23 protein-coding genes are annotated in these 25,873 nt (G+C 65.6%); 5 read left to right on the top strand and 18 right to left on the bottom strand.

Going from position 1 to position 25,873, the window contains the following annotated elements; genetic code table 11:
* Positions 1–283 precede the first annotated feature (283 nt).
* Positions 284–2,458 carry a malate synthase G gene (locus RSO41_RS02310; RefSeq protein ID WP_315617399.1) on the bottom strand — a complete coding sequence of 725 codons (2,175 nt, stop codon included), beginning with the start codon at positions 2,456–2,458 and terminating at the stop codon, positions 284–286.
* A 239-nt stretch (positions 2,459–2,697) separates the two neighbouring features.
* On the opposite strand from RSO41_RS02310, the gene RSO41_RS02305 reads away from it, so the two are divergent.
* Both RSO41_RS02305 and RSO41_RS02300 read left to right on the top strand, forming a co-directional pair.
* Positions 2,698–3,678, top strand: a complete 981-nt coding sequence (locus RSO41_RS02305) for an alpha/beta hydrolase (protein ID WP_315617397.1) — start codon at positions 2,698–2,700, stop codon at positions 3,676–3,678.
* Positions 3,675–4,163 (top strand): hypothetical protein, encoded by a 489-nt coding sequence (locus tag RSO41_RS02300; protein WP_315617395.1) that lies wholly within the window; start codon positions 3,675–3,677, stop codon positions 4,161–4,163. The genes RSO41_RS02305 and RSO41_RS02300 overlap by 4 nt, the downstream gene beginning before the upstream one ends.
* Positions 4,164–4,171: 8 nt before the next feature.
* Here the strand turns inward: RSO41_RS02300 and RSO41_RS02295 are convergent, their stop codons facing one another.
* Entirely contained in the window at positions 4,172–5,677 is a 1,506-nt protein-coding gene (locus RSO41_RS02295; RefSeq protein WP_315617393.1) for a YifB family Mg chelatase-like AAA ATPase, read from the bottom strand.
* 92 nt (positions 5,678–5,769) lie between these two features.
* A complete protein-coding gene (locus RSO41_RS02290) occupies positions 5,770–6,114 on the bottom strand; it encodes an accessory factor UbiK family protein (protein ID WP_315617391.1) in 345 nt (114 codons plus the stop codon).
* A 292-nt stretch (positions 6,115–6,406) separates the two neighbouring features.
* Between RSO41_RS02290 and RSO41_RS02285 the strand changes: the two genes are divergently transcribed.
* The 3 genes from RSO41_RS02285 to glnK all read left to right on the top strand — a co-directional run bounded on the left by RSO41_RS02285 (position 6,407) and on the right by glnK (position 8,520).
* The gene (locus RSO41_RS02285; RefSeq protein WP_013330858.1) at positions 6,407–6,745 is read left to right on the top strand and encodes a P-II family nitrogen regulator; all 339 of its coding nucleotides are present in this window, start codon (positions 6,407–6,409) and stop codon (positions 6,743–6,745) included.
* 45 nt (positions 6,746–6,790) lie between these two features.
* Positions 6,791–8,032: an ammonium transporter gene (locus RSO41_RS02280; RefSeq protein ID WP_315617385.1), complete on the top strand. Its 1,242-nt coding sequence runs from the start codon at positions 6,791–6,793 to the stop codon at positions 8,030–8,032.
* Positions 8,033–8,181: 149 nt separating this feature from the next.
* Positions 8,182–8,520 (top strand): P-II family nitrogen regulator, encoded by a 339-nt coding sequence (gene glnK / locus RSO41_RS02275; RefSeq protein WP_064699844.1) that lies wholly within the window; start codon positions 8,182–8,184, stop codon positions 8,518–8,520.
* Between the two features lie 171 nt (positions 8,521–8,691).
* On the opposite strand, the gene RSO41_RS02270 is transcribed toward glnK, so the two are convergent.
* The 15 genes from RSO41_RS02270 to RSO41_RS02200 form a co-directional block, all read right to left on the bottom strand.
* Positions 8,692–9,906, bottom strand: coding sequence for a DcaP family trimeric outer membrane transporter (locus tag RSO41_RS02270; RefSeq protein WP_315617380.1), 1,215 nt, complete (start codon positions 9,904–9,906; stop codon positions 8,692–8,694).
* A gap of 166 nt (positions 9,907–10,072) precedes the next feature.
* Complete coding sequence (locus RSO41_RS02265; RefSeq protein WP_315617378.1) at positions 10,073–11,707, bottom strand: thiamine pyrophosphate-binding protein; 1,635 nt, start codon at positions 11,705–11,707, stop codon at positions 10,073–10,075.
* A gap of 28 nt (positions 11,708–11,735) precedes the next feature.
* On the bottom strand, positions 11,736–13,202 hold the full coding sequence (locus tag RSO41_RS02260; protein ID WP_315617376.1) for an aldehyde dehydrogenase: 1,467 nt from the start codon (positions 13,200–13,202) through the stop codon (positions 11,736–11,738).
* Between the two features lie 14 nt (positions 13,203–13,216).
* A complete protein-coding gene (locus RSO41_RS02255; RefSeq protein WP_315617374.1) occupies positions 13,217–14,011 on the bottom strand; it encodes an aspartate dehydrogenase in 795 nt (264 codons plus the stop codon).
* A gap of 16 nt (positions 14,012–14,027) precedes the next feature.
* Positions 14,028–14,822 (bottom strand): SDR family oxidoreductase, encoded by a 795-nt coding sequence (locus RSO41_RS02250; protein ID WP_315617372.1) that lies wholly within the window; start codon positions 14,820–14,822, stop codon positions 14,028–14,030.
* Between the two features lie 15 nt (positions 14,823–14,837).
* Positions 14,838–15,668, bottom strand: a complete 831-nt coding sequence (locus tag RSO41_RS02245) for an alpha/beta hydrolase (RefSeq protein WP_315617370.1) — start codon at positions 15,666–15,668, stop codon at positions 14,838–14,840.
* Positions 15,669–15,679: 11 nt separating this feature from the next.
* Positions 15,680–16,204, bottom strand: coding sequence for a cupin domain-containing protein (locus RSO41_RS02240; protein ID WP_315617368.1), 525 nt, complete (start codon positions 16,202–16,204; stop codon positions 15,680–15,682).
* Between the two features lie 177 nt (positions 16,205–16,381).
* Positions 16,382–17,311, bottom strand: a complete 930-nt coding sequence (locus RSO41_RS02235) for a VOC family protein (protein ID WP_315617366.1) — start codon at positions 17,309–17,311, stop codon at positions 16,382–16,384.
* A gap of 166 nt (positions 17,312–17,477) precedes the next feature.
* Complete coding sequence (locus tag RSO41_RS02230) at positions 17,478–18,290, bottom strand: IclR family transcriptional regulator (protein ID WP_315617364.1); 813 nt, start codon at positions 18,288–18,290, stop codon at positions 17,478–17,480.
* A 304-nt stretch (positions 18,291–18,594) separates the two neighbouring features.
* The gene (locus RSO41_RS02225; protein WP_315617362.1) at positions 18,595–20,169 is read right to left on the bottom strand and encodes a sulfatase; all 1,575 of its coding nucleotides are present in this window, start codon (positions 20,167–20,169) and stop codon (positions 18,595–18,597) included.
* A gap of 47 nt (positions 20,170–20,216) precedes the next feature.
* The gene (locus RSO41_RS02220) at positions 20,217–21,533 is read right to left on the bottom strand and encodes a TRAP transporter large permease (protein WP_315617359.1); all 1,317 of its coding nucleotides are present in this window, start codon (positions 21,531–21,533) and stop codon (positions 20,217–20,219) included.
* Between the two features lie 47 nt (positions 21,534–21,580).
* Positions 21,581–22,093, bottom strand: coding sequence for a TRAP transporter small permease (locus RSO41_RS02215; protein WP_315617357.1), 513 nt, complete (start codon positions 22,091–22,093; stop codon positions 21,581–21,583).
* 66 nt (positions 22,094–22,159) lie between these two features.
* Positions 22,160–23,137 (bottom strand): TRAP transporter substrate-binding protein DctP, encoded by a 978-nt coding sequence (gene dctP / locus RSO41_RS02210; protein ID WP_315617355.1) that lies wholly within the window; start codon positions 23,135–23,137, stop codon positions 22,160–22,162.
* 58 nt (positions 23,138–23,195) lie between these two features.
* Positions 23,196–24,323, bottom strand: a complete 1,128-nt coding sequence (locus tag RSO41_RS02205; protein ID WP_315617353.1) for an FAD-dependent monooxygenase — start codon at positions 24,321–24,323, stop codon at positions 23,196–23,198.
* 341 nt (positions 24,324–24,664) lie between these two features.
* Entirely contained in the window at positions 24,665–25,870 is a 1,206-nt protein-coding gene (locus tag RSO41_RS02200) for an NAD(P)/FAD-dependent oxidoreductase (RefSeq protein ID WP_315617351.1), read from the bottom strand.
* Positions 25,871–25,873 lie beyond the last annotated feature (3 nt).

Raw genomic sequence — 25,873 nt, 5'->3', positions numbered from 1 at the left:
GTATCTTTCGTGATTTCTGTCGTGGTCTATACCCTTTTGTGACATTCTTTTCTCGTCGTGCCCGAGAAAAAGCTACGAGCGACGAGCTACGAGCGACGAGCTACGAGCTACGAGCGACGAGCGACGAGCGACGAGCGACGAGCGACGAGCGACGAGCGACGAGTATCAGGGTGTCCTGCTACCCGGAGATCGCAACCTCAATCTCGCATCTCGCATCTCGCATCTCGCATCTCGCATCTCGCAGCCCGCAGCCCGCAGCCCGCAGCCCGCAGCCCGCAGCCGATCAGGCTCCCTTGTGAACCGCGCGCCAGTGGTGCAGCAGCGGCTCGGTGTAGCCGGCCGGTTGTTCGAGCCCCTTGAAGATCAGGTCGGAGGCGGCCTGGAAAGCATGCGAGGCCGAGAAATCGGCACTCATCGCCGTATACGCCGGATCGCCGGCATTCTGCTCGTCGACGACCTTCGCCATGCGCTCGAGGGTATCCCGCACGCGGGCTTCATCCACCACGCCGTGATGCAGCCAGTTGGCCACATGCTGGCTGGAGATCCGCAGGGTCGCACGATCCTCCATCAAGCCGACATCATGGATGTCCGGCACCTTGGAGCACCCCACGCCGTGCTCCACCCAGCGCACCACATAGCCGAGGATCCCCTGGCAGTTGTTGTCGAGCTCCTGCTGGATATCATCGTCGCTCCAGTCCGGGCGTTCGGCCACCGGCACGGTAAGCAGCTCATCCAGACAATCGGGCTCGCCCTGAGCTTCGAGCTCGCGTTGCACGTCGGCGACGCTGACCTGGTGATAATGCAACGAGTGCAGGGTCGCCGCCGTGGGAGATGGCACCCAGGCGGTATTGGCACCGGCCCGGGGATGGCCGATCTTCTGCTCGAGCATCGCCGCCATCAGGTCCGGCATGGCCCACATGCCCTTGCCGATCTGGGCATGACCACGCAGCCCGCAGGCCAGGCCGGTCTGCACATTGCTGCGCTCGTAGGCGCCGATCCAGGCGCTGTTCTTCATGTCGCCCTTGCGGATCATCGGGCCGGCTTCCATGGTGGAATGCATCTCGTCACCGGTGCGATCCAGGAAACCAGTATTGATGAACACCACCCGCGAGGTGGCCTCGGCAATACACGCCTTGAGGTTGACCGAGGTCCGGCGCTCCTCATCCATGATGCCCATCTTCAGGGTGTCGCGGGTCATGCCCAGCAGGTCCTCGACACGTGCGAAAAGCGCATCGGCGAAGGCCACTTCCTTCGGGCCATGCATCTTCGGCTTGACGATATACACCGACCCTTCGCGGGAGTTGCGAGGCTCCCCCTTGCCCTTGGCTAGGTCGTGCAGGGCGATCAGGCTGGTGACGACGCCATCGAGGATGCCCTCGGGCAACTCGTTGCCATCGGCATCGAGCACCGCCGGCGTGGTCATGAGGTGGCCGACGTTGCGTACGAACAGCAACGAGCGTCCCGGCAGGGTCACTTCGCCACCCGCGGGATTGCGCCAGGTGCGATCATCGTTGAGTCGGCGGGTATAGGTCTTGCCGCCCTTCTCGATCTGGGTCTCCAGGTCGCCCTTCATCAGACCCAGCCAGTTGGCGTAGACCTCGACCTTGTCTTCGGCATCCACCGCGGCTACGGAATCCTCGCAGTCCATGATGGACGTCAGGGCCGCTTCCACGACCACATCCTTGACCCCCGCTGGATCAGTCTTGCCGATGGGGTGGCCGGCATCGATCCGGATCTCCAGATGCAAGTCGTGATTGACCAGCAGTACCGCATCGGGCGCCTCGGCTTCCCCCTGGAAACCCACCAGTTTGCCGGGCGCCTTGAGGCCGGTCTCGCGACCGCCTTCCAGGGTCACGACGAGGTGACCGTCACGCAGCGCATACTTGACTGCCTCGCGATGGGAGCCGGTGGCCAGGGGGGCGGCACGGTCCAGCACGCCGCGGGCGTAGGCGACGACCTTCTCGGCACGCCTGGGATTGAAGCTGTCGCCCTTCTCGGCACCGTCTTCCTCGGAAATGGCATCGGTGCCGTAGAGGGCATCGTAGAGGCTGCCCCAGCGCGCGTTGGCGGCATTCAGGGCATAGCGGGCGTTGTTCACCGGCACCACCAGCTGTGGCCCGGCCTGAACGGCGATCTCGCGATCGACATTGGTGGTGGTGACGTCGACATTCGCCGGCGCCTCCACCAGATACCCGATCTCCTCGAGGAAGGCACGGTACGCTGCCATGTCACGCACCGGTCCCGCATGGTCACGATGCCAGGTATCGAGCTCGGCCTGCAGGCGATCCCGCTCGGCGAGCAGTTCACGGTTCTTTGGTGTCAGATCGTGAAAGAGGGCGTCCACGCCGGACCAGAAGGCTTCGGGGTCGACACCGGTTCCCGGCAGAGCCTGCTCATTGATGAAACGGTCCAGCTCGGCGGCCACCTGAAGACGATGGCGGGTAATGCGTTGGGTCATGGGTCGTTCTCCTTATGCGTGGCAGTTCGGCGCCCCCTGGCACCGAGCGGCCGGACAGCGAAGGGTGACTGCTCGACAATAATTTTGTGGAAAATTATTCCACATGTAAAGCCAGGGAGGACGCGCCACGCCGCGATATCGACCAAATGACGAGACGTGGCCGACGCTTTCACTTCGAGTTCATGGCTGGCTCCGCCGCCGGCTTGACGCTAGCATGGGCAAGCACAGCAGAGGATGCGATGAGCGACTTCACTCCCTTACAGGAACTCGGCCCCCTCGCGCCGGCCGAGCAGGCCGGCCAGGCGCTGGAGCACTATCTCGACCATTATGGCCTGAGTCCGCTGCTCGCCGAGACGATGGACCTGCACGTGGGCCATGTGGAAATACACGGCTTCCGGCTATGGACCCAGATATGGACGCCCAGGGAGCCCATCGGCACGATCTGGGTCGTGCATGGTTACTATGACCACCTGGGGCTCTATCGCCATCTGCTCGAATGCCTGCTTGAGCGCAACTGGCGCGTCGTGCTCTGGGACCTCCCCGGACACGGCCTCTCCAGTGGCCCTCGCGCTTCCATCGGCGACTTCGACGAATACGGCGCCTGCCTGACCGACCTTCGCCGGGAGCTCGAGGACCGCGACCTGGCCGCGCCTCCCTGGGTCGGGATCGGCCAGAGCACCGGCGCTGCCATACTGGCCACCGATGCGCTCACGCGGGGCAATGACGGCCACTGGCATGGCCTCGCCCTGCTGGCCCCGCTGGTACGCCCCTGGGGCTGGCCGCAATCCAGCTGGTTGCACCGGCTGGTAGGCCCCTTCGTGCGCTCGGTACCACGCCGCTTTCGCGACAATTCCACCGACAGCGACTTTGCCACCTTCCTGCGAGAAGGCGACCCGCTGCAACCGGAACGCCTGACCATGGAATGGGTCGATGCCATGCGACGTTGGATGCCCCGCCTGCTGGCCTTGCCCCCCAGCCGTGTGCCCACCCTCATCCTGCAGGGCGAGCAGGATTCGACCGTGGACTGGGAATGGAACCTCGACGTGCTGGATCGCAAGTTCCCCAATGCCGAAATCTGTCGCCATCCCGAAGCCCGACACCACCTGGTCAACGAGGCCGAGCCGATACGCCGCACGCTGTTCGCTGACCTGGCGCGCTTCCTCGCCGACCTGGAGGAAAGTTTCGAGGCCCTGCCCCCTGAAAGGCGTCGTTGCTCATGAACACTCCTCAACGGGCACTTCTGGTGCTGTTGCTGCTCGCCCTCACCGGTTGCGCCGCCACTCCGGAGCGCCCCGAGACCGTGCGCCAGGCGCTGTTCGGGCTAGGCGAGCGCGTCGCCGAGCAGGTGGCCGCCTCGCCGACCCTGCCCAGTCCGGCCACCGACCAGGTGCTGCTACTGGCCATGCCGGCGGTCGACCCTGAACTGGGCCTCTCCGATGAACGCCTGATGGAAAGCTTGACCCGTGCCCTGCTGGGGCTCGACGACGGTCCTCAGGTGCTTGACTGGCGTCCCTCCCTCACCGAGGGTGCGGGACGCAATCAGTGGCGCCTCGACAGCCGCCTGAGTGCCTCGGCGCCACGCCTGCAACTCTCCGACCGCGAGCTGCTGCCCTACCGTCTGACCCTTTCCCTGCGACGCCCCGGCCGTGACCAGGTATTGTGGGAAACCCACATCGACGGCGCTCTCGACGCGACCGCCCTGTAGCCCTGGCCTCAGCCGCCCTTGAGCAGCCGGTCGAGCTGGCGATAGCCGATGGCTTCGATCAGATGCTCGCGATCGGGTCGCCCCGCTCCGGCCAGGTCGGCGAGGGTCAGGGCCACCCGCAGCACCCGGTGGAAGGCGCGCGCCGAGAGCTGCAGCCGTTCCAGCACTTCGGCGAGCCAGGCGCGATCCTCGGCGCCCAGTGCACAAGCGGCCTCCAGGTCGGGGCCTGCCAGGTGAGCATTGAGCGCCCCCCTCGCCCATTGGCGCTCGCGCGCCGCCAGGACCCTTTGGCGTACCGTCGCCGAGTCTTCGCCAGGCTCACGGGATGTCAACTGGTCTGCCGGCAGGCTCGGCACCTCGACCTGCAGATCGATGCGATCCAGCAGAGGCCCCGATAACCGCGCCTGATAGCGCTGAATCTGCGCCGCCGTGCAATGACACGCCTGGCGAGGGTCACCCAGGTGACCGCAGGGGCAAGGGTTCATCGCCGCCACCAGCTGGAAGCGCGCCGGGTAGCGACGTTCGTGGCTCGCTCGGGCGATATGGATCTGCCCGGACTCCATGGGCTCGCGCATCACTTCCAGCACCTGCCGCGAAAACTCCGGCAGTTCATCGAGAAACAACACACCATGGTGCGCCAGAGAGATTTCCCCCGGTTTGGGGCGCGAACCGCCGCCGACCAGTGCCACGGCGCTCGCGGTGTGATGTGGGGCCCGGAAGGGTCGACGCCCCCACTGTTCCGCCAGCGGCAGGCCACTGACCGAACGCACCGCCGCCACTTCCAGCGCTTCGTCCTCACCGAGCGGCGGCAGGATGCCGGGCAGGCGGCTGGCCAGCATGGTCTTGCCGGTGCCCGGTGGACCGGCGAACAACAGGTTATGCCCGCCCGCCGCCGCGATCTCCAGGGCCCGACGCGCCTGGTGCTGCCCCCTGACCTCGCGCAGATCCGGCTCCGATGCATCCCGCCGAGGGGGCGCCTGCAACCGGTGGACGGCGATGGGCTCCTGCCCGAGCAAGTGAGCCACCACCTCCAGCAAATGCTCGGCGGGCAGCACCTCCAGGTCACCGGCCAGGGCCGCTTCGTCGGCGTTGGCACGGGGCACGATCAAGCGACGTCCCGCTTGCCGCGAGGCCATGGCCAGCGGCAGCACACCACTCGCCGGGCGCAGGCTACCGTCCAGCGCCAGCTCGCCAACGCACTCCAGCTCCGCCAGAGCCTCAGGGGGAATCTGCCCCGAAGCGACCAGCAGGCCCAGGGCGATCGGCAGGTCGAAACGCCCGCCGTCCTTGGGCAGGTCGGCGGGCGCCAGGTTCAGGGTGATACGCCGCAGCGGAAACTCGAAGCCGGCATTGACCAGGGCGCTGCGCACCCGCTCACGGCTTTCCTTGACGGCGGTTTCCGGCAGCCCGACCAGGGTAATGCCCGGCAGGCCATTGGATAGATGGACCTCGACCAGCACCTCGGGCGCCTCCAGGCCCAGGCCTGCCCGAGTGCGAACAATCGCCAGCGTCATCGGCGTTCCCTCGCGCCTCTGTTTTGTCCGGATGTGACGTCCTTGTCTCGCCTTCTCAGGCTAGACCAGTGGCACGGAGTACGCCCGCCGGGTCACCGCCCGGTCTCACCGGCGCCGGCATCCTCCTCGGGGGAATCGGGGCCCGTCGCGGCTTCCCGGACCTCTTCGGCCTCCTCGTCGACGGTGGCGGCAGAGGCATCCAGCGCGTCTTCCAGGGCGGCGACCTGCTTCTCCAGGGCTTCGACTCGCCCTCGAGTTCGCTGCAGGACATCCATCAGGATGTCGAAATCCTCCCGTGAGACGAGCTCGAGACGATCGAAGGCGCCCTTTACCACCTGCTGCACGCCTTTCTGTACGTCTTCCGGAGCCTGAGAGGCACCTTGAAGGCGCTCACCGATCTGCTGAGCCAAGCGGCCGATGCGATCCTGGCTGACCATGCTGCTTCTCCTGAACGATAGTAGGGAACCTCCCGACAGGATACGCAAGGCGTCCTCTCACCGCATTCTTCCCGACCGCCACCTTCTGGGGCACGGCAGCGCAGACGAAGCACCAAACCAGTGCACAACGCCCATGCCACCTTGCACCGCTTCCGGTGCCAGTCGGCATTCTCATGCCACAGGTTAATGAAAAAAAAGGACTATCAGAGAACCTGGCACGGTTTGCGCTACACCAGGACAAGCATGCACCGCGCGGCAACGTGCCGCGCTCACCGAACAAGGGAGAACCGGGATGAAGCTGATTACCGCCGTCATCAAGCCCTTCAAGCTCGACGATGTCCGCGAAGCACTCGCCGACAACGGCGTACAGGGCATCACCGTCACCGAGGTCAAGGGCTTCGGTCGCCAGAAGGGGCATACCGAGCTATATCGCGGCGCCGAATACGTCGTCGACTTCCTGCCCAAGGTCAAGGTCGAGGTCGCGGTGGATGACGACCGCCTGGATACCGTGCTGGATGCCATCTGCAATGCCGCCAACAGTGGCAAGATCGGCGATGGCAAGGTCTTCGTGACCCCGCTGGAAGACGTCATCCGCATCCGCACCGGCGAGCGTGGCGCCGACGCCGTCTGATCGCCGACCGCCTTCCTGCCTGTTCCCGATACGGAGACCTTTGTCATGACAGAGCTTGCTTATGCGCTCGATACGTTCTACTTCCTGATCTGCGGCGCCCTGGTGATGTGGATGGCCGCCGGTTTCTCGATGCTCGAGGCCGGCCTGGTCCGCTCCAAGAACACCGCCGAGATCCTGACCAAGAACATCGCCCTGTTCGCCATCGCCTGTACCATGTACCTGCTGGTGGGCTACTACCTCATGTACTCCAGCAGTGCCGGCGGCGTCCTGCCCAGCCTGGGCTTTCTGCTGGGTGGCGAGAATACCGTGGACGCGGTGACCGCCGGCGGTGACGACGCTCCCTATTACTCCGCCCGCGCCGACTTCTTCTTCCAGGTCGTGTTCGTGGCCACCGCCATGTCGATCGTCTCCGGTGCGGTCGCCGAACGCATGAAACTCTGGGCCTTCTTGATCTTCACCGTGATTCTGACCGGTTTCATCTACCCGGTCTCCGGCTACTGGACCTGGGGCGGCGGCTGGCTGGCCGAGATCGGGTTCTCCGATTATGCCGGCTCCGGTATCGTGCACATGGCAGGCGCTTCCGCCGCGCTGGCCGGCGTGCTGGTCCTCGGCCCCCGCAAGGGCAAATATGGCAAGGACGGGGCCATCTACGCCATTCCGGGCGCCAACATGCCGCTGGCGACACTGGGTACCTTCATCCTGTGGCTGGGCTGGTTCGGCTTCAACGGCGGCTCCGAGCTGAAGGTGTCCGATGTGGCGTCCGCCAACAACATGGCGCAGGTACTGGTCAACACCAACGCAGCCGCCGCCGGGGGCGTGATCGCCGCCCTGATCCTGGCCAAGGCCTGGTTCCGCAAGGCCGACCTGACCATGGCACTGAACGGCGCCATCGCCGGCCTGGTATCCATCACCGCCGACCCGCTGTCGCCCAGCGCCCTGGGTGCCACCCTGATCGGTGGGTTCGGCGGCCTGCTGGTGGTCATCTCCATCGTCAGCCTCGACAAGCTGAAGCTCGATGATCCGGTCGGTGCCATCTCCGCCCACGGCATGGTCGGGATCTGGGGGGTGCTGGCGGTACCGCTGTCCAACAGCAGTGCCAGCTTCGGCGCCCAGATCATCGGCATCCTCGGCATCTTCATCTGGGTATTCGTGGCCAGCCTGATCGTCTGGCTGATCCTCAAGGCCGTGATGGGTATCCGGGTCAGCGAAGAAGAAGAATACGAAGGCGTCGACCTGGCCGAATGCGGTCTCGAAGCCTACCCCGAGTTCAACGTCGCCAAGAAATGAGGCGACCCCCGAGTGAGCTGGCGTGCTCCACTGGCCCCCGCAAGGGGGCTTTTTTATTCTGTTCGCAGCGGGTGTATGCTCTGTCACAATGAGGCCAGCAAGGGCGGCGTGCGGCGCCGCCGGCACACGAACCACGCGAGGACAAGACCATGAAACTGGTGACCGCCATCATCAAGCCGTTCAAGCTCGACGACGTACGCGAATCACTCTCCGAGATCGGCGTCCAGGGCATCACCGTCACCGAGGTCAAGGGCTTCGGCCGCCAGAAGGGCCATACCGAGCTCTATCGCGGTGCCGAATACGTGGTCGACTTCCTGCCCAAGGTCAAGCTCGAGGTCGCGGTGGATGACGACATGACCGAGCAGGTCATCGACGCCATCACCCAAGTGGCCAATACCGGCAAGATCGGCGACGGCAAGATCTTCGTCACGCCGCTCGAACAGGTCATCCGCATCCGCACCGGCGAAACCGACAAGGACGCGGTGTAAGCTCGAAGAGAAAGCATACGAGTCCCGAGCGGCGAGCAACGAGTCGTTCGGAGCCGGGGTTGACTTTCGTGACTCGTTTCTCGCAGCTGGGTTTCTTCAAGCTTCCAGCCCGGACAATGTCCGGGCGTTCTTACGTCTTACGGCTCACAGCTCCCGGCGTCGCCGGGGGGATCAGAACTGGAACTTGGCACTGGCCTGGAGGCGACTGGCATCCACTTTCTCGCCACTGACCCTTTCGAGGTCGACGTACTGGTATTCCATGCCCACTGCCAGACGCTCGTTCACGTCCCAGATCAGGTTCACATGGGAAAACTGCACGGTGTCGGTCATCCCTTGGAAGGCCGGCGCGTCATCCGGCAGGTCCTGATGAACTCGTGAGGTGCCGATGGAGCTCGACCAGTCACTGTTCCAGCGGTGATCCAGGGAAACGCCATAGCTGCGCATATCGACGGTCTCGAGCGACCCATCGGCAGCCAGATAGGCATCGGGCGCACGGAACTTGGCACCGGACGCCGGCACATAGTCCAGGTAGCCGCCCAGGCCACTGCCTACCATCAAGTTGCCCTTGAGCGTGGTGTTGTTCATCGGCAGCGCCGCCTGGGCGGCCACCCCGTAGCCGGTCGCACTCTCGTCCTGCCCGTTGACAGCCGAATCGGTGGAGACCTGGCGTACCACGCCGGAAACACCGAAATTGCGCTTGTAGCGGTAACGCAGCGTCAGGTCCGGCAGCTCGGTATTCTCGTCGACGGCACCGCCGGGGCCGAGATCGGATACCGAGTACTCCGGGTTCTCGAGGGCCACCGCGAAGGTGTTCCCCCCTGACTCATGGGTATAGCGCACCTGTTCGGGGCGGCCGGTGGCATAGCCGATCGGTCCACCCAGCTTGAGGATCCTCGGTGTCCCCAGAAAAAACATGAAATTGGTCCAGGACTGGCCGGCCAGAAAGCCGTTGTACTCGCCGTAGGCATGGCGCAGGTTGAACTTGTTGTCGGGGGCAAAATGACCTTCGAAATAGGTATTCAGCATACCGAAATCGGTCTGGGTCTGGGTGCGAAAGTTGAGGCGCGTTTCTTGTGCAGTGAACGTCGTCTTGCCGTCGGTGGCATTGTCCTCGCTGGCAGTTGCCAGTGGATCAGTAATCTCTCCCAGATTGTAATCAAAGTCATAAAGCGCATCGAACTTGACATAACCCCCGAAGGCAATATCGGTGTTCGTGCCGGGAATGTTGAAGGTGCTGCGATGGTTCCAGGGCGCTCCGACGCGGCTCGGCTCGCCCGTCACGACGGGCTCGCCAGCCGGTACCACATCGAAGGCCTGGGATGTCGTGGCACTAGTCAGCCCTACCGGCAACAGTGCTGCCAGCATCAGCGTCTTTTTATATATCATGATACAACTCTCGTTTGTTGTGATTGTACGTCGCTAGCAAAGTGACGTGGGATGCAGTCGCTAGAAACTCTCTATAGGCACTTGGATGTCCCGTAACCTCCTCTTGCCCGATGAACGAAAGGACAACGCCGCAGGCTCAGCAAAACCACGACGCGCGCCCGCCGGTTCAATAAAGCGTCTTCTGGGGAGGGCCGGAGAACTCGAGCGGTCCCACCCGCGTCATGTCCACCTCGACCACCGCCGGGCCGTGCTGACCGACGGCCTCGGCCAGCACGGCCTGGAAGTCGTCGCCATGGCTGACCTTCCAGCACGGCAGGCCCAGGGCGTCGGCCATGGCCATGAAGTCCGGCGTATGCAGGTCGTTGTAGTACTGGCGGCCCTCGAAGTACTTGTCCTGGATGCCGCGCATCACGCCGTAGCCGCCGTCGTTCATCACCACCAGGGTCATGTCGAGGCCTTCCTGAGCCAGCGTGGCCAACTCCCCGACCATCAGCATCAGGCCGCCGTCGCCGACCACGGTGACCACCTTGCGGCCCTCGGCGCCCACGGCGCAGCCGATGCCGGTGGCCAGTCCCTGACCGATGGCACCCGCGAGTGAATGGATATTGGTCAAGGGCCGCTCGATCGGCAGCAGCCGGCTGCCCCAGGTGCTGCCGGAAACAGTAATGTCGCGCACGAAGACACCGTCGTCGGGCAGCGCCTCGCGCACTGCGTCGCTGAGCCTGGCATACTCGCCGACCTGGTCGCGCAACGCCCGTTCGGCGGCCGCCACGGCCTTGGCGACATCGCGGTCGACCTCGGCGTTGGGGGCGCGCTTGCCTTCCAGGCGATCGGCCAGGCGCGACAGCACGTCGCCGCACTCGCCGCACAGGAAGGCGTCGGCGGAGTAGTTGCGGTGAGCTGCCGCCGGATCGACGTCGATCTGCACCAGCGGCCGCGGCAGGGTCACCGAGTAGGTGCGGGTCTCGTTGCTGCGCAGCCGCGAGCCGGCCACCAGCATCAGGTCGCTGGCGGCGAACAGTTCCTCCACCGCCGGGGCGCTGTGGAAGGCGCGCAGGCTGCGCGGATGGCTGTCGGGCAGCACGCCGCGGGCATGGGTGCTGGAGACCACCGGGATGCCGGCGTCGGCCAGGCGACGCACGGCGTCCCCGGCCTCCAGGCAGCCGCCGCCGATCCACAGCACCGGCCGCTTGGCGGCCAGCAGCCGCTCGGCCAGGGCGTCGACCTCGGCGTCGGCGGCCCGGGCCGGCGCGGCGGGCGATGCCGGCGCGGTCTCGATCCACTCGACCCGGCTGGCCTGGATGTCGATGGGAACCTCCAGGCTCACCGGGCCCCGCGGCAGGGTCATCGCCTCCTGGATGGCGCGGTGCAGCAGCGGCACCACCTGCTCGGGGGTGCAGGCGCGGTAGGCACGCTTGGAGCAGGCCGCGAGGAAGCCCATCTGGTCGCGGGTCTCGTGGATGAAGCCGGCGTCGCGATCCAGGTAGGCCTTCTCGACCTGGCCGGTGATGTGCAGCAGCGGGGTGCCGGCGTTGAGCGCCTCGAGCATGGCGCCCACGGCATTGCCGGCGCCCGCGCCGGTGCTGGTCAGGGCCACGCCGAGCCCGCCGACGCGGGTGTGGCCGTCGGCCATGGTCACCGCCCCGGCCTCGCCGCGGGAGGGCACGAAGCGCACCCGCTCGCGCTGGCCGATGGCGTCGGCGATCGGCAGGTTGTGGATGGAGATCACGCCATACACGGCCGAGACCGCGTAGGCTTCCAGGGTGCGGGCGACGGCGTCGCCCACGGTGATGGTCGTCATGATGCTAATCCTCTGTGACCGTGGGCGCTCAGTCGCACCAGCTGTTGGGGTTCGCGTCGAGGCCCAGGTACAGGCTCTTCTGCTGCATGTAGGCCTGGATGCCCTGGCGGCCCTTCTCGCGGCCCAGGCCGCTCTCCTTGTAGCCGCCGAAGGGCGTCGAGATGGAGAACTTCTTGTAGGTGTTGATCCACACCGTGCCGGCCTCGAGCCGGTCGGCGAGGCGCAGGGCCGCGCGGTAGTCGGCGCTCCAGATGCCGGCGGCCAAGCCGTAGACGTTGTCGTTGGCCATGCCGACCAGCTCGTCCTCGTCGTCATAGGGCAGCGCCACCAGCACCGGGCCGAAGATCTCCTCCTGGCAGACCGCGCTGTCGTGGGGCAGGCCCTCGATCAGGGTCGGCGGATAGAAGCTCCCCGCGGCCAGCTCGCCCTCGGTGGGGATCACGCCACCGGCGCGGATGCGGCCGCCCTCCTCGCGGGCCCGCTCGACGTAGGCCGCCACGCCGTCGCGGTGCGCCTCGCTGATCAGCGGGCCCAGGTGCACGCCGGGAGTCTCGGGGTGGCCGACGCGCAGCTCGCGGGCGATGGTCTCCAGGCGCGCCATGACCTCGTCGTAGCGGCTGCGGTGGATGAACAGCCGCGAGCCGGCGATGCAGGCCTGGCCGGCGGAGCTGAAGATGCCGTAGGCCACGCCCTTCACCGCCTGCTCCAGGTCGGCGTCCTCGTGGATGATGGTCGGCGACTTGCCGCCCAGCTCCAGGGAGGTGCCGATCAGCTTGTCGGCGGCCACGTGGGCCAGGTGACGCCCGGTGCCGGTGCCGCCGGTGAAGGAGATCTTGCGCACCCTGGGATGGCGGGCGATGGCTTCGCCGATCACCCGGCCGCGGCCCGGCAGCACGCTGAGCAGCCCCTTGGGCAGGCCGGCCTGCTCGAACAGCTCGGCGAGCTTCAGCGCCATCAGCGGGGTGGCCTCGGCGGGCTTGAGCACCACGGCGTTACCGCCGGCCAGCGCCGGGGCGACCTTCTGCATCTCGCTGGCGATCGGCGAGTTCCAGGGCGTAATGGCGGCGATCACCCCGAGCGGCTCGTACTGGCTCAGGGTCAGGAACTCGGCGTTGCGGCGGGTGGGCAGCTCGCCCTCCAGGGTCTCGCAGGCCGCCGCGAAGTAGCGCGCGGTACCGGCGGCGCTGGCCACCAGGCCACGGGCCTCGGCCAGCGGCTTGCCGTTGTCGCGGGTCTGCAGGGCGGCGAGCTCGTCGAGGCGCTCGCGGATCAGGTCGCTGACGCGATACAGCACCTCGGCCCGCTCGTGGGGCAGACGCTCGCGCCAGGCGGGGGCACGCCAGGCCGCGTCGGCAGTGGCGATCGCCTTCTCGACGTCGTCGAGGCTCGCGGCGTTGAGCTCGGCGTTCACCGAACCGTCGGCGGGGAAACGCGACACCATGGGGTCGCCGCGGCCCTCGCGCCATTCGCCGGCAACGAAAATCTTCAGGGTCATCTCGGACACCTCCCTTAGAACGAGACCGGCTCGAGCGCCTGGCGACAGGCGCGCACCACCGACAGGGCGGCGAGGGTCGAGGTCTTGGGATTGCTTTCCAGGGGATGGCCGTTGAGCTCGATGGTGAACTCGCCGAAGCGCCCCCTGGCATGGATACGGTGGGTATTGCGCGTGGTCGCCGGATCGACGATCAGCTTCACCCGGGTGTCGCGCATGCCCACCCCGGCCAGGGCGATGGTGGCAGCGACGTTGGAGTTGGCCGGGAACAGTCGCGCGGCCTCGCCGGCGTCGCCCTCGAAGAACACCGTCTTCTCGGCGACGGCATCGAGGTCGACGAGCTGCTCGGCGTGGCTGCCCTTCCAGCTGCGCGGCGCCTTGCAGGCCTCGTAGGTGACCTCGTCCAGGCCGCCTTCGCGGGCCGCCGCCAGGCCGTCCATCCCGGCGATGGCCCCCGACAACAGCTGCATGCGCCCGCCACCCTCGCGGGCCGCGGTGGCGAGCCGCTCGTACAGGACCTCGTCGGCCAGCGCGCCGGTGGCCACCACCGCCAGGGTCAGGCCGCGGCGCAGCACCGCCTCGCCGTGTTCGGCGAGGCCCGGCTGGCCGGCGCACTCGACCACCAGGTCGGGGCGCTCGGCGCACTGGTCGATGGCGGTCAGCACCTCGGCCTGACCGGCCAGGCGGTCGCGCACATCGGCGGCGAAGGCCTCCGGCACCACCACCCAGGCCAGTTCCAGGCCCGCGGGCAGCAGGCGATGCACCTCGCTGCCCATGGCGCCGTAGCCGATCATCATCAGTCGTTGGGTCATGGGATTCTCCGTGTCGTCACAGGTGGCGGTTGAAGCCACCGGAGACGTCCAGGGCGGCGCCGGTGGTGAAGGAAGCCATCGGGGAGGCCAGGAAGACCAGCGCGCGGGCCGGCTCCTGCGGGCGACCCAGGCGGCCCATGGGGATGCCGCGCTTGGCGGCGATGGCGCCGATCCACTCTTCCCAGGTCTGGGAGGTATCGTCGCGCTGCTCGAAGCGGCGCCGCCACTGGCCGGACTCGACCATGCCCAGCAGGATGGAGTTGACCCGAATGCCGTCGCCGACCAGCTCGTGGGACAGCGAGTGGGTCATGTTGAGCAGCGCCGCCCGGGCCGCCGAGGTGGCGATCATGTGCGGCTCGGGCTGCAGCGCCAGCAGCGAGTTGACGCAGGTCAGCGAACCGATCTCGGAGGCCGCCAGCTGGTCGCGGAAGGCGCTCAGCGGATTGAGCACCCCGAACAGCTTGAGGTTGGCCTCGGACAGCCAGGCCTCCCGCGGGGTGTCGTCGAAATGGGCCACGTAGCCCTGGCCGGCGTTGGCGATCAGCATGTCGGCGCCGCCGAAGCGCTCGGCCACGGCCTCGGCGAAGGCCGCGCAGGACGCCTCGTCGAGCACGTCGCAGGTCTCGGCCAGCAGTTCGGCGGCGGGGAATTCCTCTTGGAGGGCGGCGCGGGCCGCCGCGAGGCGCTCGGCGTTACGGCCGCACAGCGCCACCCGGGCGCCGTGGGTCAGCAGCAGGCGCACGGTCTCGAGGCCGATCCCGGAGGATCCGCCGGTGACCACCGCGACCCGGTCTTCGATCATAAAGCTCATGGTGTCGTCCTCGTCTCAGTGCCGGGTGGATGGCGCCAGCAGCGGCCCGGCGAAGGCCGCGACGGCCGCGGCGAAGGCCTCGGGGGCATCGATGTAGCTGGCATGCCCGGCGCGCGGCAGGTCGCGATAGGGCAGCCCCAGTCGCTCGGCCAGGGCCCGCGAGGCCGCAGGCGTGGTGATGGCGTCCTCGTCGCCGCACAGCACCGTGGCCGGTACCGGCAAGCCCTGGGGCAGATAGCCCTCCAGGGCGTCGTTGGCCAGCATCCAGCAGGCCTGGGCGAAGCCCGCGACGTGCAGGCGCTGCATGCCCTCGCGGACCCGGGCGACATCCTCGTCCCGGGCGCCATCGCGCAGCAGGCGTGGGGCGCGGGCCGCGGCATAGGCCTCGTGGCCCTGCTCGACGAGCATTGTCCAGCGGCTGCGGTAGACGCTGTCGCGCTTGTCCTCGTCGGCGCCGCGATAGCCGAGCGCCGGGTCGGCCAGGACCACCCCGGCCAGCCGCTCGGGCCGGCGGGCGGCGAAGGCGCTGGCCATCATCGCCCCCAGCGAGTGGCCGACCAGCACACAGCGTTCGACGCCCAGGGCGTCGAGCCAGGCCTCGAGACGCGCGGCATAGTCGGCCGCCGTGGGCTCGGCCTCGGCCAGCGGCTGGCTGCCGCCGTAGCCCGGCGCATCCCAGGCCAGCAGCCGATAGCCGCCCAGGCGCGCGGCCAGCGGCGCCCAGGAGGCCGCTCCGGAGCTGATGCCGTGGAGCAGCACGATGGCGGGGCCCTCGCCGGTCTCGCGGTAGGCCTGGCGGCCGGCGTCGAGCGTCAATTGCCCGGGTGTCATTGCCTGGGGTGTCATGGCCGGCCCGTTCATCCGTCGCGCTTGACCTTGGACAGCGGGTGATCGTCCGGATAGGTCGGGATCTGCGGCTTGGGCGTGCCCAGCATCACGCACATCAGGGCCTCCTCCTCGCTCTCGTTGAGCAGGCCGCGATAGATGCCCGGCGGCACGGAGACCACATCACGCTCCTCGAGCACGGTCTCGGTGTAGTGATCGCCGTCCTTGAGGAACAGGCGAATGGAGCCCTTGAGCACGAAGAACACTTCCTCCACGTCGTCATGCACGTGCAGCGGGCCCTCGCACTTGGACGGCAGCACCATGGTCGAGAAGGTGAAGTGCTCGGCCGGGATGGTGTTGGTGTCATCAGCCACGCCGGTGGCACCGGTGCCGATGTAGCGCATCTGGGCACGGCGGTACTTGGGGTCGTAGTCGGCCTGGAACTTCAGCGCGTTCCAGTCATACTTGCGGCCCTTGAAACGCGCAACGCGCGATTCGATCCAGTCAGCGAAAGACAGATCGTCGGGCTTTTTCCAGGTTTCAAACTGTGCGGACATGCTGTGTCTCCTCAGGATGGCGCGGCTCTCGTCGGTGCCCGGGAAATACCTTCCTGCACTTGGCCCGACGGCGCCGCGCCGAATGTCGGAACAAAGGCTCCCCGGACCGGCCGCCCACGGGCGACCGGCTCCGATTCTTGTCTGTCGATTATCGGGCCGTCAGGTGCCCGACCGGATTCAGGCTTCGGGCTGCTTCTGGCGCCGGGTATCGGCGTCGATACCGCCCTCGATGGCCCATTCGGTGAAGGATTCCAGCGAATGCTGCATCTCTCTCGGCTCCCAGGCTTCGGTCAGATAGTCCTCGTTGGTGTAATACTCGAAAGCGCCGCCCAACGGGCTGTTGAAGTACCAGAAGTAGGCCGAGGAAACGGGGTGCCGCCCGGGCCCGATGAAGGTGCTCCACTGGCGCCGGTTCATGGCCAGGCCACCCCCGATCACCTCATGAATGTCGCGCACCGTGAAGGCCACATGGTTCAAGCCCGCACCCCGATGCGGCAGTTTGAGGAGGAAGAGGTTGTGATGCCCCCCGCGTGCCTGCATGCGCAGAAAGACGGCGCGGTCGATATAGCGGTCAGAGACCGAGAACCCCAGCAGCTCACGGTAAAATCTCTCGCTCGCCTCCAGGTCGTCGACGAAGAAGACCGCATGGCCGATGCTGGCCGGCGTAGCCCGTTCGTACACCGGACTCGGCTGATCGACCCGGCGCATGTCACCCCATTGGTTGATCGGTGTCACTTCCAGCTCGACATCGCGCAGCGAGGTAGGCTGAATGCGTACGGTCAGCCCATTGGGGTCGCGACACTCGAGACTGTCGCCATTGTCGACAAAGCCCGGCTGATCGCACAGCCGCTCGCGCAATTCCGCCAGCGCCTCCACATCGGCCACGCCCCAGGTCATGCGGCGCAGGGTCGATCCTGACTCGAATGCCTCGGGCAACGCCGGGTCATCGATGCCACGGATCACCAGTTGCCCTCCGTTGAGCGCTTCGAAGGTCGCGCTCTCGGCCTCTTCCTCGATACTGGCCAGCCCGAAATCCTCGGCGAACCGCTTGCCGGTCTCGATGTCCTCGGCGCCGAACTCCAGCGCTTCGATACCCACGATACTCATGTCGATCTCCTGCTAATGTGACCTCGACCGTCACTCTTGTTGGACGTTTCAGACACACGAAGCCCCTCTTCGCGATGCATGAGCATCGCGACGACTGCGCGGTGATCTGTGGTAATGACCGGATGCGCTCCAGGTGAAGCACCCGGCGGATTGAATCAGCCTGGGGTCATCTCATCTTGTAGTGCTCCCCGGGATGGCCCTGATATCCCAGCAGATTCGATATGTTGTCGGCCGCCTCGGCAACATCGTGGCGCAGGCGGTCGCGATCACTTTCCGGAATCTCGTGCACCGGGACCATGATGCTGACCACGCCCTCGACCTCGCCGTCATGGTTGAACAGCGGATAGACGATGGAGGAGATACCGAACTGGAAGAAGGATTCGCCGATGACATAGCCGCGCTGGCGATCCTCCTGAACCCGCTGCCAGAGCGTCTCCCGGTCCTCGGGCGCACCAGGCTCATTGTCCGGCAGCGCTTCCTCTGGATAGAGCGCCTCGAATGCCTCGCGACTCATGCCGGTCAACAGCACACGCCCGAGGGAGGTACGATGCACCGGCAGCCGAGTCCCCACGCTGACCCGCCGAATCGTGGCGTTGGCTGCACTGACCCTGGCCACGTAGATGACATCCTGCCCATCCCGAATGGCGATGTGGCTCGAGCAACCGGTCTTGTCGCGCAACGACTCGATCACCGGCTGACCGACCTGGACGACATCCAGGGAAGCGACGTATTCGAACCCCAGACGAAGAACATTGACACCGAGCGTATACAGCCCGGTGGAGGGATGACGCCGGATGAACCCCATGTACTCGAGGGTCTGGATCGCACGATAGGCCGTGGCCTTGGGAATATCGACACGCTTGACGATCTCGGCGAAGCTCATCTCCCGATGGTTGCGGCTCAGCTCCATCAGAATGATCAAGCCGCGCTCCAGGCCCGGAATCATGTATTTGCGTGCATCCTTTTCGCTACCGTTCATGGCGTCCTCGTCACTTGGTGTCGGAATCCGTTCGCGCCGACCTTACTGTTCTTACATCGCATGTGGCGCTCCTGAACCCAAGATACCGGATTGCAACCGGCGAGCCGATGCTCCCTGGTCGATGCCGACCCTTCATCGATTCATATTTAAAACTACATTTCTTATTTGATACAAATAAAAATAGCCTTCTAAAGCCCCGTTGTCAAGGTGTGTTCGCCTTCGCCAGAAAAACGGTAATTACATGAAATCAAAGAGGTTTCAGGAGAAGAGAGCCTCGTCACGGGCCGCTTCTCCCGTGGTCCCATCAGGCTCTGGCCGATGCCGAGAGTCGCTTGTCTCGAAGCTCGGCCATGCGTCGTGCCAGGCACTCGAGCAGTAATGCCTTCTGCGCCTGACACCCCGGATCCATCCAGAGATTGCACGTCTCATGCGGGTCCTCGGCCAAGTCGTAGAGCTCTCCGCCCGCCTCGCCCTCGAAGAGGCTGAGTCGCCAGCCATCCGTCACCAGCGTGGTGATGCCACTGCCGGCATCTCCATCACGAAACACCTCGATACCGGCATCCTCGATGAGCACCGGGGCAGCCGGCGCCTCACCGAAGAGATCGCGCCCCTGCATGCCGACCGGGATGCGCAGTCCGGCTCGCTGCAGCAGGGTCGGGGCCAGATCGATGGCACTGCCCAACCGAGAGGACCTGCTCCCCCTCGACTCGACGGTTCGGGGATCACGCCAGATCAAGGGCACGCGCACGACACTCTGAAAGTGCAGGCCGAGCTTGAGCACGGTGCCGTGATCGCCCATGTAATCGCCATGATCGGACGTGAAGGCCACCACGGTATCCTCGTTCAGCCCCAGGGCTTCGAGACGCCCCATCACCTCACCCACGGCATCATCGATCATGCTGATACTGCCGTAGTTGAGGGCGATGATTTCGCGGATCTGACGTTCGGATAACGTCAGCGGCCAATGACTTTCTGGCTCGTCCTCCCCCCAGCGGTAGGCCGTCAGCGCCGAGGCGGGCAGACCCGGGATACCATCGACGGACTCGTCGGCGTTGAGGGGCAACACGACGTCATCGGGGTCGTACATGGACCAGTAACGCCCAGGCGGCGTGAAGGGATGGTGAGGATCGGGAAAGGACACCACGAGCACGAAGGGCGTCTCGCCATCCTGCTTGTCGAGGAAATCACACGCCTGCTCGGCGACGTAGCGAGTCGGGTAGTCGGCCTCCGGCAGTGCTGTGCGCCAGCATTGTGGCGCCGTGACGCGCTCGTCGGGCAGGGCGTTGGCCGGGCCGCGCAGCGCATCCGGATCGGCGTGGCGCTCGCGCAGCCAGGCGGTATAGTGCCCTTCCACCAGGTCGCCGTGGCCGATGCACAGGCGCACATGATCGAAGCCGTAATAAGGCGTCGGCAGTTCCAGATCGGGACGGTCGGCCCAGCGTCGACGCACTTCCCAACGATAGGCATCGCCCGTGCGCTGTCGACGCAGGCTATGACCGAGCTCGTCGGGCAGGGTCTCCCCCTGCCCTCCCTGGCGCCGCTCGGGCGCCGGAATGTCGGTGACGTTCTGAAAGTGGGCCTTGCCGATATAACCGGTGTTATAGCCGGCGTCACGCAACACATCGGCAAAGGTGACGCTGTCCAGATCCAGCGGAATCCCGTTCTGACGCACGCCGTTGACCGAGGGTTGCTGTCCGGTGACCAGGCAGGCCCGATTGGGCTGACAGATTGGCGTGGCGACATGGAAACGTTCGAAGCGCACACCGTCGGCGGCCAGGCCATCCAGATTAGGCGTCCGCACGGTCGGATCGCCATAGCAGCCCAGGTGCTCGGCACGCTGCTGGTCGGTGACGAAGATGACGAAGTTGGGACGTCGCATGATAGCTTCCTCAGACATATGTCCGGCGTCGCCCACCGGGCATCGATTCAGTCGAACATCAGGCCAACCGGCCAGGTGACGATCTCGGGAAAGGCGAAAACGATACCGATGGCCAGGAAGTCACAGACCAGAAAGGGCAACGCCGACTTGTAGATGCTGCCCATGCGGGTTCCCTCGGGCGCCACGGCCTTCATCACGAACAATGCGGCACCCAGCGGCGGTGAGGTGGAGCCGGTCTCGATGGCGATCAGGAAGAGCACGGAAAACCAGAGGGGATCGAAGCCGAACTGCTCCACCACCGGCACGAAGATCGGCAGGGTAATCATCATGATCGGCAATGGCCCCATGAACATGCCGAGCACCACGATGGTCAGCACCATGGCCAGCACGATGGTCTTGTCGTCGAAGGGCAACCCGAGCACGGCATCCATCAGGCCGAAGGTTGCCCCGGTGAAGGACAGCAACTGGGTGAAGGCGATGGCACCGGCAACGATCAGCAGTACCATCACCGAGATGGCAGCACTCTCGAACATCGAGCTCTTGAAGATATCGAAGCTCAGGCGACGCTTGAACAGCGCCAGCAGCACCGTCGCCACGGCGCCCGAGGCGGCCGCCTCGGTGGGTGTAGCCAGGCCCAGGAAGATCACGCCGACCACGGCGAAGACGATGATGCCGATGGGCAGGATGTTGCGCGCCCCGGCCTCGAGCTTGACCCGCATCGAGGTGGGTGCGACGTCGAAGGACGGCGCCACCTCCGGCTGCAGGGTACAGCGACCGAGAATGTAGGCGGTATAGAGCACCGCCATCAACAAACCGGGCAGGATGATGGCAATCAATAGCCGACCGATCGGCAATTCAGCCACGACGCCCAGCACGACGGCCAGTGAACTCGGCGGAATCATGATCGCCAGGCCGGCGGAACCGAGGATCGGCCCCAGCGACATGGGTTTCTGGTAGCCACGTTTCTCCATTTCCGGCACCAGGCTGGAACCCAGCAGCGCGATCGAGCCCATGCTGTTACCGGTCAGGGTGGAGAACAGCACCCCGCCTCCCACGGCCATGAAGGCCAGGCGACCGCGAAGCTTGCCGAACCACTTGTCGAGCGTGTCCAGCAGATCGTTGGCGATACCCGACCGGAACATCACCTCGCCCATGATCATGAACATGGCGATGGGCACCAGCGTGAAACTGGTCAGCGCACCGGTGGTGTTGATCACCAGCTGTTCGACCCCCGACATGCCACCCAGCAGCACATAGGCGCCTACCAGGTTGACGACCAGAAAGGCGAATGCCACCGGCATGCCGAGCATCATCAGTAGCAGGAGCGGTCCCATGAGCAGGAGCAGCGTCAGCCACCAGTCCATATCAGCCTCCAGGGGAGATTATTGTCTTTGCGCGTGCCACTCGGGGCTCAGCGCTTGAAACTGTCGAGCGTCTGCGCCACGAACTGGATCGCGAGCAACAGCATGCCGAGAGGAAAGACCAGGGTGATCAGATAGCTCGGCGGTCGCATCAGGGTGGTCTCGCGCATCCCGTGCTCGAGCTGGTCGAGTGTCACCACACCGCCGACCCAGGCACAGTAGCCACAGGCCACCGCCGCCAGCGCGCTCAGTGCCGCGACCAGCAGACGCCGCGGCCACGCCGGCAGGGCATCGGTCACCAGGTCGATGGCCACATGACGATGCTTTTCGAGCAGGTAGGGGGCACCGAGGAAGGTCATGTAGAGCAACGCATACTCGCTGAGCTCGACGACCCAGACCAGGGAGCGATCGAAGATCAGTCGTGACAGGATCTCCAGGAATACCAGCCCGGTCGCGATCACCAGCACCAGGCCACTGAGCCAGGCCAACCAAAGGTTGAGCCGACTGACGCCACGCATGAAGGCGTTGGACGACGCATGCTCGACGGAGAAGGAATCATCCATAACGAAAGCCCCGGGAGGTGGATGAATACCGGCACCACGACGACTGGCACCGGCATCGGATCACATTCAGTCGACCAGCATGGCCCTGAGCTCGGCGTGCAGATCAGGGTCGACATCTTCGGCGAGATGCTGCCAGGCGGCCTCGATCGCAGTATCCAGGTACTCATCGGCAGCTTCCCCGCTCAGCCTGACCTCCTGGAACCCGGCATCCTCCATCTGTGTCTGGGCCGTGACCATCGTCTCCTCCCAGCTCCGATCGATCTGCGGCGCCAGTTCCTCGCGCAGATAGGCCTGCACACGTTCGCGCAGCCCCTCGGGCAGCTCTTCCCAAGCCTCGGGATTGACCAGCACATTGAATCCGGCACGATAGAAACGTGGGGTGATGTAATAGTTCACCACATCCTTGAACTGATCGACCCAGCCAAGATTGCTCTGGGCGAAGCCATCGATGACGCCACGCTCCATGGCGGTATAGATCTCGCCCATGGGCATCACCAGGGGCTCGGCACCCAGCGATTCCACGAACGGCAGGATGGTCGGGAAGACACGAATGCGCTTGCCCTCCAGGTCATCGATGCCAGCGACTTCGTCCTTGAAGAACAGGAAGAACTTCACCGGACTGGCCGGGATCTCGCCGAGAAAGTGCAAACCGCGCTCTGCATGCACCTGGGTCATGCGCTCCAGGTAGTCGGTTTCGGCAATTTCCTCGTAGGTCTTGAAGGAAAGGTTGGACGCCGTGGCCGATGGCACGAGTCCTGAATAATAGCTGGGACTGGTCAAGGCCATGTCGATGGATCCGTTACGCACGGCATCGGCCAGCCGGAAGGGCGGCATCACCTCGGGGCCACCACGCCAGTTGATCTCGAGCTCGCCATCGAACTCTTCATTGATGGCCGTGACGAACTCTTCGAAACCATGGGACACCACCGCCGTCTTGGGGGTGAAAGAGACAGCGTTGAGTCTTATCTCCTCGGCCTGAACGACACCGGTCGCCCCGATCAGGGACAAGCTCAACAGCGACTTGAACAGGAGCTGCTTGGTCATGGTCGGTCTTTCCTCGCGTGTTGTTATTGAAGTCGATGAATCGAACGCCCCGGTAGCATCAGGGCAGTTCCAGGCCCCAGGCATCATAGCCATAGACCCAGTCGGCATTGCCTTCACCCTTGAGCCAGTCATTGGCACGTGAACCGCGCTGCACCTGGGCGGTACGCTCCTTCCTGGCCAGCTCATAGCGCTCCAGGGCCGCCGGCAGATCATCGCGACCGGCACCTTCCAGGCAACGCGACAACACCACGGCATCCTCGATGGCCATGCAGGCGCCCTGGGCCATGAAAGGCACCATGGGATGGGCGGCATCGCCGAGCAAGGTCGCATCGCCCAAGGACCAGCGCTCCATGGGTTCGCGCACGTAAAGAGCCGATTTGGTCACGCTGTCACAGGCCGCCAGCAAGGCTCGGACATCGGGGTGGAAATCCTTGTAGACCCCCCGCAACTCCTCGACGTCGCCGGGCAGTGTCCAGGATTCATCGCGCCAGTCGTCCTGAGGGGTGGTCGCGAAGACGAAGACCTCCTCGCCACGCGTCAAGGGGAAGACCACCACCTGGATGTCGGGTGTCGGCCCCCACCACTTGGTGAACGCATCAAGGTTCTCGACCTCGGGCACCGCGGTACGTGGTACCACAGCCCGATAGGACACCAGACCGGTGAACTCGGGCTGATCGTCACCGAACAGCTCACGACGCACGGCCGAATGGATGCCATCACCGCCGATCACCAGGTCGACGTCATCATGGCTGCCATCGGCGAAGTGAATACGCATCGGCTTGCCATGCTCGATGCGTTCAGCCTGCTTGCCCAGCCGGATGGCTTCATCCGGAAGCGCTTCCTCGAGGGCTCGAAGCAGATCACCACGGTGGATCGTCAGCTGCGGGGCACCATAACGCTGCTCGGCGGCCTCGCTCATGGGCAGGCGCGAGGTTTCCTCGCCGGTGTCCCAGGTACGACTGATGCGATGGGTCGGACGCGCCGCCGTCTCGCGCAGGATTTCGCCGACGCCCAACCGATCCAGGGCACGCACGGCATTGGGCGTGAGATTCACGTCGGCACCGATGCGCAGGAACTGCTTGGCGCGTTCGAAGACGATAGCCTCATGGCCCTGCTGGCGTAGCGCCAGTGCCGCACACAGCCCACCGATACCACCACCACATATTCCGATCTTCAGATTTGTCATGTTCTTGTTCCTATCCACGAATGCGGACTGATAATTCATATTTGAAACTTTGTTTATTATTTGATTACCGCAAAGATAAGTCGCCCTACCACCGTTGTCAAACGGCGGTTTCGACACGAAGCAGGCTCGACACCTTGCTGGAACATGGCCAGGCATACCGGCGGAGCGCCGTCAGGGGGACAGCCCGGTAACGATGAGCAAAGGAAGGGGCACGCCGGCCCCATGACGTCGACCAACATGTCGCCGAGGAAGACGGAGGGCAACCGAGCAGTACCGGGACCCGGGGCCGGGGTGGTGAAATCGGGCAACTCATGACCCTGGCACACGGCGCCGGGCCAAGCTCAGCGCAGCTGCATCAGGTTGTATTCGGGATCCCCCAGGGCGTCCGGGTCGAGGACCCGCTCGGCGGCCAGCCAGCGTTTGCCGAGCTTGATGGCACGCGGCTGGTCGAAGGCGACCATCTGTACCAGCCGCTGCTCGCCATCCAGATAGAAGAACACCGGCCCCTGGGGATCGCGACGCACCACGCAATGCAGCTCACCGCTCGGCACGCCGAGGATCTGGATGTTGACGCCGTGCTGGTCCGACCACAGCCAGGCCGGCTCGTCGTAGTGGGCCGCCTTGCCGAGCATGGCGTCGGCCACCACCCGGGCCTGGTTCTGGGCGTAGGCCCAGGACTGCAGGCAGAGTCCCAGGTGGGGATGCTGGGCCACATCGCCGGCGGCGAAGATCCGCGGGTCCGAGGTGTGCCCGGCGGCATCGATGACGATGCCCTGCTCGGTCTTGAGCCCGGCCTCGCGGGCCAGTTCCAGGTTGATCTCGACGCCGACGCCCACCACCACCAGGTCGTAGGGCTCGCGGGACTCGCCGTCGGCGGTGACGCGCACCCGGCCGTCGGCCGACTCGTCGAGCCGGATATCCTGTCGCTCAAGCGCCAGGCCGACGCCGTGGCGCTCGTGGAGCTCGCGGATCGCCTCGGCCACCTCGGGGCCCACGCTGCGACCGCACAGCGCCGGGGCCCGCTCGAAGACATCCACCTCGACGCCCAGCCTCCGGGCGCTGGAGGCCACCTCGAGGCCGATCCAGCCGCCGCCGATGATGCCGATCCGGCGGCTCTGCTCGAGCTTGGCCTTGAGCCGGGCGGCATCGTCCCAGGTGCGCAGGGTCAAGACGTTGGCGATCTCCGCCCAGTCGGCCACCGGCATTCGCGGGCGGCTGCCGGTGGCGATCAGCAGGCGATCGTAGGGCAGCCGCTCGCCGTCGTCGAGCACCACCTCGCCGGTCTCGCGATCGATCTCGACGGCCCGGCGCGGACGTTGCCAGTCGATGTCGAGGGCCGCCAGGCTATCCTCGGGGAAAAGCCGGGGCAGCGGTTCGCTGTCGGTGACCACACCCTTGGACAGCGGCGGCCGTTCGTAGAAGTCGTGGGGCTCGTCGGCGACCACGGTCAGGCGGCCCTCGAAGCCCTCGCCGCGCAGCGCCTTGCAGGCATAGCCACCGGCCTGGCCGCCGCCGATCACCACGATGTGCTGGATATCGCTTGCCATGTG

The sequence above is a fragment of the Halomonas sp. I1 genome (genome assembly GCF_032334135.1).
In the GTDB taxonomy this organism is placed as follows: Bacteria; Pseudomonadota; Gammaproteobacteria; order Pseudomonadales; family Halomonadaceae; genus Halomonas.
The sequence above is the reverse complement of the archived record's forward strand: the minus strand, read 5'-3'. Positions and strand labels throughout refer to the sequence as shown.

Excerpts from the sequence above, each read along its gene's own strand:
- RSO41_RS02200 (WP_315617351.1), bottom strand. The coding sequence starts at position 25,870 with ATGGCAAGCGATATCCAGCACATCGTGGTGATCGGCGGCGGCCAGGCC.
- glnK (WP_064699844.1), top strand. The coding sequence starts at position 8,182 with ATGAAACTGGTGACCGCCATCATCAAGCCGTTCAAGCTCGACGACGTA.
- RSO41_RS02280 (WP_315617385.1), top strand. The coding sequence starts at position 6,791 with ATGACAGAGCTTGCTTATGCGCTCGATACGTTCTACTTCCTGATCTGC.
- RSO41_RS02245 (WP_315617370.1), bottom strand. The coding sequence starts at position 15,668 with ATGACACCCCAGGCAATGACACCCGGGCAATTGACGCTCGACGCCGGC.
- RSO41_RS02205 (WP_315617353.1), bottom strand. The coding sequence starts at position 24,323 with ATGACAAATCTGAAGATCGGAATATGTGGTGGTGGTATCGGTGGGCTG.
- RSO41_RS02285 (WP_013330858.1), top strand. The coding sequence starts at position 6,407 with ATGAAGCTGATTACCGCCGTCATCAAGCCCTTCAAGCTCGACGATGTC.
- RSO41_RS02255 (WP_315617374.1), bottom strand. The coding sequence starts at position 14,011 with ATGACCCAACGACTGATGATGATCGGCTACGGCGCCATGGGCAGCGAG.
- RSO41_RS02225 (WP_315617362.1), bottom strand. The coding sequence starts at position 20,169 with ATGCGACGTCCCAACTTCGTCATCTTCGTCACCGACCAGCAGCGTGCC.
- RSO41_RS02305 (WP_315617397.1), top strand. The coding sequence starts at position 2,698 with ATGAGCGACTTCACTCCCTTACAGGAACTCGGCCCCCTCGCGCCGGCC.
- RSO41_RS02250 (WP_315617372.1), bottom strand. The coding sequence starts at position 14,822 with ATGAGCTTTATGATCGAAGACCGGGTCGCGGTGGTCACCGGCGGATCC.
- RSO41_RS02290 (WP_315617391.1), bottom strand. The coding sequence starts at position 6,114 with ATGGTCAGCCAGGATCGCATCGGCCGCTTGGCTCAGCAGATCGGTGAG.
- RSO41_RS02240 (WP_315617368.1), bottom strand. The coding sequence starts at position 16,204 with ATGTCCGCACAGTTTGAAACCTGGAAAAAGCCCGACGATCTGTCTTTC.
- RSO41_RS02215 (WP_315617357.1), bottom strand. The coding sequence starts at position 22,093 with ATGGATGATTCCTTCTCCGTCGAGCATGCGTCGTCCAACGCCTTCATG.
- RSO41_RS02220 (WP_315617359.1), bottom strand. The coding sequence starts at position 21,533 with ATGGACTGGTGGCTGACGCTGCTCCTGCTCATGGGACCGCTCCTGCTA.
- RSO41_RS02265 (WP_315617378.1), bottom strand. The coding sequence starts at position 11,707 with ATGACGACCATCACCGTGGGCGACGCCGTCGCCCGCACCCTGGAAGCC.
- RSO41_RS02295 (WP_315617393.1), bottom strand. The coding sequence starts at position 5,677 with ATGACGCTGGCGATTGTTCGCACTCGGGCAGGCCTGGGCCTGGAGGCG.
- RSO41_RS02270 (WP_315617380.1), bottom strand. The coding sequence starts at position 9,906 with ATGATATATAAAAAGACGCTGATGCTGGCAGCACTGTTGCCGGTAGGG.
- RSO41_RS02230 (WP_315617364.1), bottom strand. The coding sequence starts at position 18,290 with ATGAACGGTAGCGAAAAGGATGCACGCAAATACATGATTCCGGGCCTG.
- RSO41_RS02260 (WP_315617376.1), bottom strand. The coding sequence starts at position 13,202 with ATGACCCTGAAGATTTTCGTTGCCGGCGAATGGCGCGAGGGCCGCGGC.
- RSO41_RS02235 (WP_315617366.1), bottom strand. The coding sequence starts at position 17,311 with ATGAGTATCGTGGGTATCGAAGCGCTGGAGTTCGGCGCCGAGGACATC.
- RSO41_RS02310 (WP_315617399.1), bottom strand. The coding sequence starts at position 2,458 with ATGACCCAACGCATTACCCGCCATCGTCTTCAGGTGGCCGCCGAGCTG.
- dctP (WP_315617355.1), bottom strand. The coding sequence starts at position 23,137 with ATGACCAAGCAGCTCCTGTTCAAGTCGCTGTTGAGCTTGTCCCTGATC.
- RSO41_RS02300 (WP_315617395.1), top strand. The coding sequence starts at position 3,675 with ATGAACACTCCTCAACGGGCACTTCTGGTGCTGTTGCTGCTCGCCCTC.